We start from the raw sequence: 12,421 nt of genomic DNA, 5'->3' as shown, positions 1-12,421 counted from the left end.
TGGACCGTGTTCCGAATCCTCTTCCATTCCCCCGAAATCCCCGGCAACACCGGCAATGCGATCAGGTTGGCCGCCATCACCGGCGCCGAACTGCACCTGGTGGAACCCCTGGGCTTTGACTTCTCCGACGCCAAGCTACGGCGGGCCGGCCTCGACTACCACGACCTCGCCGTCGTGACGGTTCATAAAACCATCGAGGACGCCTGGCGTGAGCTCCAGCCGGAACGCGTCTACGCCTTCACCTCCGACGGGACCGCCAGTTACGCGGACATCGCCTACCAGCCTGGCGACGTGCTGATGTTCGGCCAGGAATCCGTGGGCCTGCCCGAGCATATTAAGCGCGACCCGCATGTCACCGCCACCGTCCGTGTTCCCATGCTGCCCTCCCTGCGTTCGCTGAACCTTGCCAATGCTGCCTCCATTGCTGTGTACGAGGCCTGGCGCCAGCAGGGGTTTGCCGGCGCCCAGACCTGAGCACCTGATTCCGGCACCCGCAGGCCCATCCGCAGCGTCTCCGGCACCGAATCACTCCCGACAGCACTTCCCAGGTGATGAAGGAGCGGCAGGTGAAACTGTTACAGGCCGGGCCGGCCCTTGCGCCTGCCATATCCGGTGCCCCGCGCGGCGGCAGTGCCCCGGATTCACCGCGCGGAGCCCTATGCTTGGGTGTGATGGAAACTCCCAACGCGCCAAATTTCGAGTCCCCGGCCGCAGTCACAGACTCACCGGCGGATCTCAGCCAGCGCCTGGCCGGGCTCCTTTCCCGCATTGCCGGCGGCGATCAGGCCGCGTTTGCGGAGTTCTACCAGCTGACCTCGCGCCGGGTTTTTGGCATGGCGCGCCGGGTCCTTATCGATCCCGAACTCAGTGAAGACACCACGCAGGAGGTTTTCCTCCAGGTCTGGCAGAACGCCGGAAAGTTCAATCCGGAGGCCGGCAGTCCGCTGTCGTGGCTGATGACCATCTCGCATCGCAGGGCGGTGGATAGAGTGCGTTCCTCGCAGTCGGCCACTGACCGCGAGGCAAAATACGGCGCCAGCAGCCAGGACGTGGACCACGACTCCGTTTCGGCTGAGGTCGACAGCAAGCTTGAGGCCGAGGCGGTGGTCCGGTGCCTGGAAACGCTGACCGATACGCAGCAGGAATCCGTGCGGCTCGCCTACTACGGCGGCCTCACCTACCGCGAAGTCGCGGAGAAGCTGAATGCCGCCGTACCCACCATCAAGTCCCGCATCCGCGACGGACTGATCCGCTTGAAGACATGTCTGGGGGTGAGTTGAGATGACAGAAATAAACAGTCAGGGAGGCCCGCGCCGTCCCGGGTCCTTCGGACTAGAGATCGCGTCCGACCTGGATTCCGGTCGGGCGGTGGATCTTGCCGAACTGTATGCCCTGGACGCGGTCAGCGAGGACGAACGCGCGGCCATTGACCGGTACATCTCCACCGCCCCGGAAGCGGAGCGCAATGCCTTCCTGGAACGCGTCCGCCAGGCGCGGGAGACTTTGGCGATGTCTTTCACAGCGCAGGAGGAACCTCCCGCGGATCTGTTCGCCCGCATTGTGTCGCAGTTGCCGTCCCTCGCCCAACTCCCGGCCGGTGATTCTGCTGAACAGGCTTCCGTTTCAGCCGCTGTCCCGGCGGCCGGGCACCCGCAGGCAGAGACCACGGATGAGCTTTCGGCTGCAAGGCTTCGCAGGGAATCACGACGCCGGCCTGCCGGCGCCCGCCGCTGGCTCGCCGCAGCGGCTGCCGCCGCGGTGATCGCCCTGGGTGGTGTCGCCGTCGGCAGCTACGTCGCCGACCAGAACGATCCACTGAACCAGGTGGTCCGGGCCGAGGACGTCCGCGAGGCCTCAGTCCCTGTGGCTGCAGGCGGAACGGCAACGGTCCTGATTTCGTCCTCCAGGGACGCCCTTGTGGTCAAGATGAACGGGGTGCCCGCACCGCCGGCGGGCAAGGTCTACCAGATGTGGCTGATCCCCAAGGACGGCTCGGCACCTGTTTCCCAGGGCCTGATGGACGAAGCTGCGCTGTCCAAGCCTGCTGTGGTGAAGGGTATCGCCTCGGCGGCAGCACTTGGTATCACCGTGGAGCCGGTGGGTGGCTCGGCAGCCCCGACGTTCCCCACCGTGGCAGCCGCACCGCTGGGGGCCTAACGGCTTAGAAGCCCGCGATGGTCCCCGGACCGTTGACCGCTACGACGTGGAAGGCTTCGGCGCTGCGGCCGTCCGCCAGGCTGCCGCGCCGGGCGTTCGCCAGCATTCCGTTCCGGACCGCCACCTCCATGGCGGCAACGTCGGGATGCTGGCTGACGTGCACATGGATAGCGTCGAGCTTGGTTGCCACGTGGTCTGTGACGTCCACAAAATGGTTCTCCCTCTCCTCCGGCCCCGCATAGAGCCACAGCCAGGGGAGTTTGTAGGCGGCCAATCCGGCCTCGGCCAGTTCGGGGTACGCGAACGGGTTTTCCACCGCGGGATACACAGCCCTGGTCACGGCCTCTCCCACTGCCAGGTGGTCCGGGTGGCTCTTCTGGATGCGGTTCCAGTTCCGCTCCGGATGCATGGCGAGTACGACGTCGGGACGGACTTCCCGGATCAGCTTCACCACACCCTTCATCACCTCGTGGGTGGGTTCCAGGTAGCCATCGCGCTCGTGAAGGTAGTGGATGTCGGTGACGCCCACAAGCTCGGCGGCCCGGCGTTGCTCGGCAGCCCTGAGGACGATGATCTCTGCGCGGTGAGCCGGATCGAATCCGCCGGCGTCGCCGTCGGTCATGATGCAGTAACTGACCTGGACGCCGGCGGCAGTCCAGGCGGCGATAGTGCCGGCGGCAGCGAAGTCGATGTCGTCCGGGTGGGCGGCGAAACAGAGCACCCGCTCAACCCGGTGTGTGGCCGGGTTGAACGGGCTCTGTGCTGAGGCAGCGGATTCAGTCAAAGTCAGCCTTTTCGCTTCTTGATCTCTTCCGTGGCCTGGGGCAGGACGTCGAAGAGGTCCCCGATGATGCCGAAGTCGGCGATCTCGAAGACCGGCGACTCAGCGTCCTTGTTGATAGCAACGATGACCTTGGCTGTCTGCATCCCGGCCTTCTGCTGGATGGCACCCGAGATGCCCGCAGAGATGTAGAGCTGCGGAGATACGGTCTTGCCCGTCTGGCCCACCTGGGCGTCGTGGCTGATCCAGCCGGCGTCGGTGGCCGCGCGGGAAGCGCCCACGGCAGCACCCAGGGCGTCCGCGAGCTGTTCCACCGGGCCGAAGTCGCCGTCTACGCCGCGTCCGCCGGCAACCACAATGCGGGCGTCGGTAAGGTCCGGGCGGCCGCTGGCCACCTTCTGCTCGCGGGAGGTGATGCGGGCCGCCGCTGCGGTGCCGTCCGCCGGGACGTCGACGGTGGACGTCCCCGGTGCCGTCGCCGCCGGAGCGGGTTCAGGCGTAACGCTGTTGGCCTTCAGGGTCAGCACGGAGATAGGCGTCGTAGCCTTGGCAGCTGTGGTGTAGGACCCGGCCAGGACCGATTTGTGCGCTGTACCGTCGGCGTCAACCGCCACAACATCGGTGATGACACCGGCGTTGAGCCTGATACCAAGGCGCGCCGCGATTTCCTTGCCCTCGGGCGAGTTGTCGAGGAGAACGGTGCCTGCACCGGCGGCGCCGACGGCGGCCGCGAGGTAGGCCGCCTTGGGCGCCACGAGGTAGTCATCCAGGTCTGCAGCGGAGGGCTGGAAGACGGCACTGACACCATATTCGGCGAATGCGGCCGAGACGGCAGGGTGCAGGTGACCGTTGACGGCGACGGCGGTCTCGCCCAGGCCACGGCCCACGGTCAGCAGCTCCAGGCTGCTCTTCTTGAGCGCGTCTCCGGGGTTGTCAATGAATACAAGTACGTTAGCCATGTCTGTGATCCCTCTTAGAGCAGCTTCTGGGCGGCCAGGAAGTCGACGAGCTTGATGCCGGCGTCGCCTTCGTCGGTGATGATGGTGCCGGCGGTGCGCGGCGGACGTTCCGCGGCGGACGTCACCGTGGTCCAGGAACCGGCGTGGCCCACCTGCACGGGATCAACGCCGATGTCGGCCAGCGACAGGGTGGTGATGCTCTTGCGCTTGGCGGCGATGATGCCCTTGAAGTTGGGGTAGCGCGGCTCATTGATCTGGTCCGTCACGGAGACAACTGCCGGCAGCGAAGCTTCCACTGTTTCCGAGAAAGTGTCGGCGTCGCGGCGGGCGGTGAGCCGTCCCCCGTCGACCGTCAGCGACGACGCGAAGGTGACCTGGGGCAGGCCGAGTCGCTCAGCCAGTTGAGCCGGCACCAGCGATGTTTCGCCGTCGGTGGAGGCCATGCCGGTGAGGATAAGGTCCACCGGGCCGACGTGGCGGATCGCGGCGGCGAGCGCAAGCGAGGTGGCGGCGGCGTCGGAACCGGCCAAGGCGGCGTCCGTGAGATGCACGCCCTCGGTGGCGCCCATCTGCAGCGACTTCTTGACCGCGTTGACCGCACCGGACGGGCCCATGCTCAGCGCGATGACCTGGTTGCCTGCCTTAGCGCCCCCACGGGCCTCAGCCAGCTGCAGGGCCGCCTCCAGCGCATACTCGTCCAGCTCCGAAAGGATGCTTTCGTCGCGGTCCGTGGTGTAGCCCTCCCCGTTGAGGTGACGGTCGAACTGCGCGTCCGGTACATGCTTGACCAGGACGATGATCTTCAATGTCTCTTCCACTGTATTTACAGCAGCCTTCCATGCTTGTGGACAGCCAGCCGGGTGGGGTCATGGCCTCGGAACGCCCGGGGTACGGGTAGATCCTAGCTAACCATATAGCCGGGTTCCGTTGCCGTCCCGTTAACGCCTGTGTCACGGCATGCGCCCGGTGCCGTGGTCCGCGGACAACGAACGACGGCGGCGCTCACCATGGTGACCACCGCCGTCGTCGGGTGTTTGCTGCTTCAGTTGTTGCCGCTTCGGTGACTACTGGTCCGCGGCTGTGCCCAGCGTGACGTCAAAGGTCTGCTCCTGGCCGTTGCGCAGGACAGTGATCTTGACGGCGGAGCCGCCGGACTGTTCGCGGACGGCCGCTGTCAGCTGGTTGGGCTCGCTGATGGCCAGGTCGTTGAACTTGGTGATCACGTCGCCCACCTTGATCCCGGCCTTGGCAGCTGCGGAGTTAGCCTCGACCGTGGCCACGTCCGCTCCGACGGAGAAGCTGGACGACGAACTGCCGGAGGACTTGTCCCTGACGCTGACGCCCAGCTGGCCGTGGGATGCCTTGCCGGTGTCGATGATCTCGTTAGCCACGCGCTTGGCGTGGTTGATCGGGATGCTGAAGCCCACGCCGATGTTGCCGCTGGAGGACGAGGAATCCGAGCCGGCGGAGGCAATGGCAACGTTGACGCCGATGATTTCGCCCTTGGTGTTGACCAAAGCGCCGCCGGAGTTGCCAGGGTTGATGGCCGCATCAGTCTGGATCACGTTGATGGAAATTGAACCCTGGCCTGCGGTGCTCTGGCCCTGGCCGCCGCCTGGGGGCGCGAACTGGAAGCCGCCTTCGTCGTCCTGCGATTCGTCTCCCTCTTTGGGAGCCGCCGAGGACGCCACGCTGATGGTCCGGTTCAGGGTCGACACGATGCCGTCCGTGACAGTGCCCGTGAGGCCCAGCGGGGAGCCGATGGCGATGGCGGTGTCCCCCACGTTGAGCTTGCCCGAATCGCCGAGGCTGGCAGGGGTGAGTCCGGACGTGTCGTCCACCTTGATGACCGCGAGGTCGGACAGCGGGTCCGTGCCCACCAGCGTGGCCTTGAGGACCTTGCCGGTGCTGGTGCGGACTTCCAGGGCGGCGTTGGCGCTCTGGCCATCGAGGGTCACCACGTGGGTGTTGGTGAGGATGTGCCCGTCGCCGTCCAGGACAATGCCGGAGCCCGTCCCGCCGGCACTGCCGCTGGAGGCGCTGATAGTCACCACGCTGGGGCTCGCCTTCAGTGCGGCCGCCGTGATGGCGTTGACGTCGTCCTGGTTGTTGACTATGACCGTTTCAGGCTGGCCGTTGCTGCTGACCGCCGACGGGGAACCGTTATCGAACAGACCGCCCGACGCGACGGTCGCCACTCCACCGCCCACGAGGCCGGCGGCGAGGATACTGGCGACCAGGGTTCCGACGCCGAAGGCGGCCTTGCGGCGAGGGGCGTCAGCGGGGTTGTGCTGGCCCGGGTTGTACTGACCCGTGTAGCTGCCCGGCAGCGCGGAGTGCGCTCCCTGCTGGGCGTACTGATGTCCGGAGTTGGACTGGCCGTAGGGGCCCTGGGCCGGAGGCTGCTGGGCTGGCGGCTGCTGGTTCTGGGCCTGCTGGCCGTAGAAAGGCTCGCGGGGAGGATAAACCGGACGGGGTGCACCGGGCAGTTGCTGCGTTGGGTTTTCGGGCGCCCCGGAACGGTCCAGCCGCTCCGTCGGATTGGAGTGACCGCCAGCGTCGCTGCGGGCCTCCGCAGGGGTCTGGTCCGGATTCCGGTTTGCGTCCGGCTCCCGGTTCTCAGGCGCTGCACCCGGGGTTGGGTTCTCAGTCATTGGACTTCCTTTCATCCTCTTCTGCATTAACTATGTACCGTCTGACTGGAACTCGGGCGTACGTTCGCTGGGAGGTTCCTGAGAGTGGGAAATAGTCCGGCCGACGGCTGGTCCGCGGGCTTTTCGCTGGTGGCATATTCGCCGCAATGGACGCACCGATAGGTGCACCATAGAATCAAAAGGAATTGCCACAGCGACCTGCGGCTTTACACCACGCGTGGGGGCGCTGCTGCATTCTGAGACGCTCATTCGTCCCGAATAGGTGTCAGGCGTGCTGAAGGGTTGCACATGCGGTCAATGTTCAAACGAATTCTCGCCGTGATCGGCCTGGCCGGGCTGCTCGCGATTCCCGCCGGCGCGGCATGGGCGGAACCGCCGGTGACACTGGACCCGGTGACAAAGATCGTTGATTCTGCCGGTGTCCTGGGCCCGAAGAAAGCTGAAGTACAAGAAGCAATCAAGAAGCTTGGGACAGAGCGTTCCATGGTTCTTCACGTCGTTACAGTGAAGAAGTTTGAGAGCCCCACCGATCGTGAAGCGTGGAGCGACGAGGTTGCTAAGAAGGCCAACCTAGGGCCAAACGCGTTGGTCTTTGCAGTTGCTACTGACACCAGGCAGTACGTTTTGAATAAGCCCAACAACAGCAAGATCACGGCTGCCCAACTTGAAAACATCAAGAGCGGTGCCATCGGCCCCCAACTTGCCAACGACAACTATGCACAAGCTGCAATAAACACCGCGGCGGCCATTGGTGACGCCGCTGGCGGCGGCAGTGGCAACGTCCCAGGTGACGGCGCTGGAGCTGCCGTTCTGGTTGGCGCGGGCGTAGCGGTGGCTGGCGGAGCCGGCGCGTACCTCTACTTCCGCAACAAGCGCAAGAAGGCCGCCCAGGCATCCAGCGCCAGCTATGGTCCCCAGGGTGCCGAGCTGGATCCCTTGGCTTCGCTCAGCATCGAGGAACTCCGGCGCAAGAGCGGCTCCCTCATCATCGAAGCCGACGACGCCATCAAGTCCAGCGAGCAGGAACTGGGGTTCGCCGAGGCGCAGTATGGCGACGCCGCCGTGGGCAACTTCACCAAGGCCTTGGCCGAGGCAAAAGCCCACATGACCGAATCGTTCAAGCTCCAGCAGCAGCTGGATGACCATATTCCGGACACGGAAGAACAACAGCGGAGCTGGCTCGGCGAAATCATTCGCCGTTCCGAGGCAGCGCTCGGGTCACTCCAGGAGCAGAAAGCAGACTTCGATTCCCTGCGGGAACTGGAGAAGAACGCCCCGCAGGCCCTGGCCGCCGTCAGCGCCGGGGCACGCGATGCCGATGCGAAGATTGCCAGCGCGGAACAGTCGCTGACAACGCTGCGTGCCAAGTATGCCGACAGTGCCCTCGTGCAGGTTGCTGACAACATCACCCAGGCAAAGGAACGCTTGGCGTTTGTTCAAAACGCCACGGCCACCGCCGAGGAAAAGCTCGCATCCGGCGAAGGCAGCCTCGCCGCAGTCGCCGTACGCGCATCGGAAGAGAGCCTGCACCAGACCAACGTCCTGCTCGATGCCATCGCCAAGGTCTCCGCCAGCCTGGACGAGGCCCGCAGCGGACTGGAGGCGGCCGTCGTCGAAACCTCGCAGGACCTTGCCCAAGCCAAGGCCATGATCAAGTCCGGCGAGCACCCGGAACTCGCTGGCCCGGTGGCCGGCGTTGAAGCTGCCCTGAGCCAGGTCAAGGCCGAAATCAAGGGCGGCAAGATCGATCCCATCGCAACCCTTCAGCGCGTTGAGACGGCGCACCAGGCTTTGGACCAGTCCCTGACCGGTATCCGGAACCAGCAGGACCAGGCACGGCGTGCCCAGGCGTCACTGCAGCAGACCATCATGTCCGCACAGGCACAGATCAGTGCCACCTCGGACTACATCACCGCCCGCCGCGGCGGGGTGGGCACGGAGGCCCGGACCCGGCTCGCAGAGTCCCAGCGCAATCTGGACTACGCGCTGTCCATCTCGCGCAACGATCCCGTCACAGCCCTGACCTACGCCCAGCAGGCACACGCCCTCGCGGCCCAGGCAGCACAACTTGCCCAGGCCGACGTCGACAACTTCGGCGGCTATGAAAACCAAGGCTTCGGCGGCGGGAGTATGTTCGGCGGGCGGGGAGGCGGCGGTGGCGGCCTCGGCGGCGCCATCCTGGGCGGCATCCTCATCAACTCAATCCTCAACGGCGGCAGCGGCGGCGGCTGGGGCGGCGGACACAGTGACGGCGGCGGCTGGGGCGGAGGGGACTCCGGTGGCGGCTTTGGCGGCGGCGATATGGGCGGCTGGGGTGGCGACTCCGGCGGCGGCGGGGACTTCTGACCCCATGAAGCTAGGCGCCGGCGGGAATGAGCCCACCGGCGGATAGAAGCGGTACAACAACTGTTCACTGATTTCAGTGGCCACCACTGAGCAGGACGAAAGGTAACACCATGGTTAAGCAGTCCATTTTCGGTCGAATCGCGCAGCTTGCAAAGGCAAACATCAACTCTTTGCTGGACAATGCTGAGGATCCGCAGAAGATGCTGGACCAGATGGTCCGGGACTACACCAACAACATCGCGGAGGCAGAATCTGCGGTGGCCCAGACCATCGGCAACCTGCGTATGCTCGAGGACGACTACCGCGAAGACATCAAAAACGCGCAGGACTGGGGCAATAAGGCCCTGGCCGCCTCGCGCAAGGCAGACGAATACCGGTCCAGCGGGGACAGCGTTGATGCCGAGAAGTTCGACAATCTTGCCAAGGTGGCCCTGCAGCGCCAGATGTCTGCCGAGAACGAGGCCAAGGGAGCAGAACCCAGCATTACCTCCCAGCGCGAAGTAGTGGACAAGCTCAAGACCGGCCTGGACCAGATGAAGGGCAAGCTCAACGAGCTGACCAGCAAGCGCAACGAACTGGTGGCCCGTTCCAAGACGGCCGCAGCGCAGTCCCAGGTGCACGACGCCATTAAGAGCATCGACTTCATGGATCCCACCAGCGAGGTTGGCCGCTTCGAAGAGAAGATCCGTCGTGAAGAGGCCAAGGTCCGCGGCCAGCAGGAACTTGCCGCGTCGAGCCTCGACGCCCAGTTCAACCAGCTCGAGGATCTCGGCGAGCAGGTTGAAATCGAGGCACGCCTCGCCGCCCTGAAGTCCGGCGGCGCAAAGCCCGCTATCGGAGCATCCGGCGCTGCTGGCAGATCGGAATCCACCATCGACGAAGCCGACTTCGACAAGCTGTAGCCATGGCGTCCGCCGTTTGAGCGGACTGTCCATCCATACATGACAAGGGCCGGAGTTATCGACTCCGGCCTTTGCCGTGGGTGTGTAGCGTGGAGTCCATGGCCTCCCCCGTCGAAACGTCCATCGTCTGGCTCCGTGATGACCTCCGCCTGGACGATAATCCAGCCCTCTCACGCGCCGTCGAACTCGGCCTGCCGCTCACAGTGGTCTACATCCTCGACGAGGAATCCGACGGGATCCGTCCCCTCGGCGGTGCCGCCCGGTGGTGGCTGCACCACTCGCTGACGTCCCTGTCGGCAGACCTGGCGAAGGCTGGCTCCGCGCTCACCCTCCGGCGCGGACCGGCAGAGCGGGTCATCCGCAAACTGGCGGAGGAAACGGGCGCCAGGCACATATTGTGGAACCGCCGCTACGGTGGTCCCGAACGTGCGCTCGATGCGGAGATCAAGGCATGGTCGGCGGAGAACGGCCTCGACGCCGAGAGTTTCCAGGCGAACCTGCTCTTTGAACCTTGGACCATCACCACCGGCAGCGGTGGACCCTACAAGGTGTTCACGCCCTTCTGGCGGGCCTGCACGGCATCGGGGGAACCCCGTGCGCCCCTCCCTGCGCCGTCGCACCTCCCCTCCCCCGGTACCGGTTCCAGGGCAGCCCGCAGTGACACGCTCGCGGACTGGCGGCTGCTGCCCGTGTCACCCGACTGGAGCGCCGGCCTGGCACGGACCTGGGAACCCGGGGAAGCCGGAGCACACCACCGGCTGGATGACTTCCTCGACGGGCCAGCCGAGGAGTACGGTAACGGGCGGGACGTGCCCGGAGTGGAAGGCACCAGCAGGCTCTCCCCCCACCTCCGCTTCGGAGAGATCAGTCCGTTCCGGGTCTGGCACGAGATACGCCTCCGCTTCCCCCGCGAGGAGACGCCCGACGTCGGGATCTTCCGGTCCGAGCTCGGGTGGCGGGAGTTCTGCTGGCAACTTTTGTATGCGAATCCGCAACTGGCCACCCGCAACTACCGCCCGGAGTTCGACCGCTTCGAATGGCAGGAACCCACCCCAGCCGAACTGAAGGCGTGGCAACAGGGCCGGACCGGATATCCCCTCGTGGATGCGGGGATGCGGCAGCTGTGGCAGACAGGGTGGATGCACAACCGGGTCCGGATGGCCGCTGCCTCCTTCCTGGTCAAGAACCTCCTGGCCGACTGGCGGCTGGGCGAAGCCTGGTTCTGGGACACGTTGGTGGACGCCGACGCCGCCAGCAACCCCGCAAACTGGCAGTGGGTGGCAGGCTCGGGCGCCGATGCGTCCCCCTACTTCCGGATTTTCAACCCGGTGACGCAGAGCAAGAAGTTTGATGCCGAGGGCCGGTACCTTCGTGAGTTCATTCCGGAACTGGCCCCGCTGAACCGCAAGGCCATCCACGAACCGTGGAAACAGCCGGACCTGGAGGGCTACCCTGCGCCGGTCGTGGGACTTCCCGAGTCAAGGGAACGCGCGCTGGCAACCTACCAGAAGCTCAAGGACCAGAAGCAGGACTGACGCTCCCCCGCTAAGCGGCAAATACTGTCAGCGGCTGACTTTGCCCATGAGCGAGGCAATGGGGCGGAGGAAGAGGGGACGCGCCAGGAACCACGCCGCCACCATCGCGGCAATCGAGGCGACAAATACCCAGAACCCGAACCAGCCGGCGTCGTCGCTGCCACCGTACATGTGGTTCAGGTTCCGCAAGGCGCCGGTGGCGAGAACCAGGAATACGTGCACCACGATGAACGCCACGAAGTAAATCATGACCGGAAAGTGGATGGCGCGTGCCAGCTCGATGGGGTAAGCCTTGTTCAGGGCCGGTGCCTTCTTGGGCCAGGCAGACGAAGTCCGGATTCCGGAGATGAACGCCAGCGGCGCGGCAATAAAGACCGTAGCAAAGTAGGTCAGCAGCTGCAGCGCGTTGTAGTTGACCCAGCCATTGTCGGTGGGCCAGTTCAATGACGCGTACTGGAGAGCCGCCGAAAGTGCGTTGGGGAAGACATCCCAGCTGGTGGGCACCATCCGCGTCCACTGGCCGGTGGCGAACAGCAGGACCACGAACACCAGGCCGTTGAGCATCCAGAGAGCGTCCAGCGTCAGGTGCAGCCAAAGCTCCAACGTGATCTTGGTGGGCGCGTTCTTGGTCTTGATGAGGCCTTTGTTGTTACGGGTCCAGTGCCCGCTGGGACGGGTCGTGGTCCGCACCTGCCAGCCGGTCCTGATGATGAGCAGCAGGAAAAAACCGTTCAGGAAGTGCTGCCATGCCAACCAGGCCGGAAACCCCACGGGCGCACCGTCAGGTAGTTCTGAATGGCCCGGGTAGTCAGCGAGGAACGCTGCCACCGCCGGGAGGCTTGTCATCCACTTGGCGAGAAGCACCACCAGCACCAATGCCACAAGCACGGCCGGCACACCCCAGTAGAGTCTGGACCGCTTGCCCGTCGCAGAACCGGGCTTCTTCGTGGGTGTGGACATCGAACAACATTCCTCTCGAGAATGACTGACCAGTGCTCAAATGGCTCTGCGAACGAGAATACTAGGAACCAGTAGTTATCGGGCAAAAGAAGACCCCGGCCGGCGTAACTGCCGGTCGGGGTCTTTC

At 65.1% G+C, this 12,421-nt stretch carries 11 protein-coding genes; 6 read left to right on the top strand and 5 right to left on the bottom strand.

From position 1 onward, the window contains the following. Window positions 1-6: 6 nt before the first annotated feature. From J2808_RS02510 to J2808_RS02500, 3 genes are all read left to right on the top strand, one after another. Complete coding sequence (locus J2808_RS02510; RefSeq protein ID WP_309811112.1) at window positions 7-474, top strand: tRNA (cytidine(34)-2'-O)-methyltransferase; 468 nt, start codon at window positions 7-9, stop codon at window positions 472-474. Window positions 475-671: 197 nt separating this feature from the next. Continuing rightward, window positions 672-1,280, top strand: coding sequence for a sigma-70 family RNA polymerase sigma factor (locus J2808_RS02505; RefSeq protein ID WP_309811110.1), 609 nt, complete (start codon window positions 672-674; stop codon window positions 1,278-1,280). 1 nt (window position 1,281) lies between these two features. Then, window positions 1,282-2,157 (top strand): anti-sigma factor, encoded by an 876-nt coding sequence (locus J2808_RS02500; RefSeq protein ID WP_309811107.1) that lies wholly within the window; start codon window positions 1,282-1,284, stop codon window positions 2,155-2,157. A 4-nt stretch (window positions 2,158-2,161) separates the two neighbouring features. On the opposite strand, the gene J2808_RS02495 is transcribed toward J2808_RS02500, so the two are convergent. The 4 genes from J2808_RS02495 to J2808_RS02480 form a co-directional block, all read right to left on the bottom strand. Next, entirely contained in the window at window positions 2,162-2,941 is a 780-nt protein-coding gene (locus tag J2808_RS02495; RefSeq protein ID WP_309811104.1) for a PIG-L deacetylase family protein, read from the bottom strand. Window positions 2,942-2,943: 2 nt separating this feature from the next. Then, window positions 2,944-3,897 carry an electron transfer flavoprotein subunit alpha/FixB family protein gene (locus J2808_RS02490; RefSeq protein WP_309811101.1) on the bottom strand — a complete coding sequence of 318 codons (954 nt, stop codon included), beginning with the start codon at window positions 3,895-3,897 and terminating at the stop codon, window positions 2,944-2,946. A gap of 14 nt (window positions 3,898-3,911) precedes the next feature. Next, the gene (locus J2808_RS02485) at window positions 3,912-4,703 is read right to left on the bottom strand and encodes an electron transfer flavoprotein subunit beta/FixA family protein (protein WP_309811830.1); all 792 of its coding nucleotides are present in this window, start codon (window positions 4,701-4,703) and stop codon (window positions 3,912-3,914) included. A 258-nt stretch (window positions 4,704-4,961) separates the two neighbouring features. Continuing rightward, complete coding sequence (locus J2808_RS02480; RefSeq protein ID WP_309811098.1) at window positions 4,962-6,551, bottom strand: S1C family serine protease; 1,590 nt, start codon at window positions 6,549-6,551, stop codon at window positions 4,962-4,964. A 288-nt stretch (window positions 6,552-6,839) separates the two neighbouring features. Here J2808_RS02480 and J2808_RS02475 point away from each other — a divergent pair, with 288 nt between their 5' ends. The 3 genes from J2808_RS02475 to J2808_RS02465 all read left to right on the top strand — a co-directional run bounded on the left by J2808_RS02475 (window position 6,840) and on the right by J2808_RS02465 (window position 11,334). Next, window positions 6,840-8,897, top strand: a complete 2,058-nt coding sequence (locus J2808_RS02475) for a TPM domain-containing protein (RefSeq protein ID WP_309811095.1) — start codon at window positions 6,840-6,842, stop codon at window positions 8,895-8,897. Between the two features lie 110 nt (window positions 8,898-9,007). Further along, window positions 9,008-9,799, top strand: a complete 792-nt coding sequence (locus J2808_RS02470) for a PspA/IM30 family protein (RefSeq protein ID WP_309811088.1) — start codon at window positions 9,008-9,010, stop codon at window positions 9,797-9,799. A gap of 98 nt (window positions 9,800-9,897) precedes the next feature. Then, complete coding sequence (locus J2808_RS02465; RefSeq protein WP_309811086.1) at window positions 9,898-11,334, top strand: cryptochrome/photolyase family protein; 1,437 nt, start codon at window positions 9,898-9,900, stop codon at window positions 11,332-11,334. Between the two features lie 27 nt (window positions 11,335-11,361). On the opposite strand, the gene J2808_RS02460 is transcribed toward J2808_RS02465, so the two are convergent. After that, entirely contained in the window at window positions 11,362-12,294 is a 933-nt protein-coding gene (locus J2808_RS02460) for a cytochrome b/b6 domain-containing protein (protein WP_309811080.1), read from the bottom strand. Window positions 12,295-12,421 lie beyond the last annotated feature (127 nt).

It is taken from the genome of Pseudarthrobacter sulfonivorans (genome assembly GCF_031454915.1).
Lineage (GTDB): Bacteria > Actinomycetota > Actinomycetes > Actinomycetales > Micrococcaceae > Arthrobacter > Arthrobacter sulfonivorans_C.
This window is presented reverse-complemented; position numbering and strand designations above follow the sequence as displayed.

Coding starts and splice junctions, on each gene's coding strand:
- J2808_RS02505 (WP_309811110.1), top strand. CDS start 672: ATGGAAACTCCCAACGCGCCAAATTTCGAGTCCCCGGCCGCAGTCACA.
- J2808_RS02475 (WP_309811095.1), top strand. CDS start 6,840: ATGCGGTCAATGTTCAAACGAATTCTCGCCGTGATCGGCCTGGCCGGG.
- J2808_RS02500 (WP_309811107.1), top strand. CDS start 1,282: ATGACAGAAATAAACAGTCAGGGAGGCCCGCGCCGTCCCGGGTCCTTC.
- J2808_RS02465 (WP_309811086.1), top strand. CDS start 9,898: ATGGCCTCCCCCGTCGAAACGTCCATCGTCTGGCTCCGTGATGACCTC.
- J2808_RS02470 (WP_309811088.1), top strand. CDS start 9,008: ATGGTTAAGCAGTCCATTTTCGGTCGAATCGCGCAGCTTGCAAAGGCA.
- J2808_RS02460 (WP_309811080.1), bottom strand. CDS start 12,294: ATGTCCACACCCACGAAGAAGCCCGGTTCTGCGACGGGCAAGCGGTCC.
- J2808_RS02490 (WP_309811101.1), bottom strand. CDS start 3,897: ATGGCTAACGTACTTGTATTCATTGACAACCCCGGAGACGCGCTCAAG.
- J2808_RS02480 (WP_309811098.1), bottom strand. CDS start 6,551: ATGACTGAGAACCCAACCCCGGGTGCAGCGCCTGAGAACCGGGAGCCG.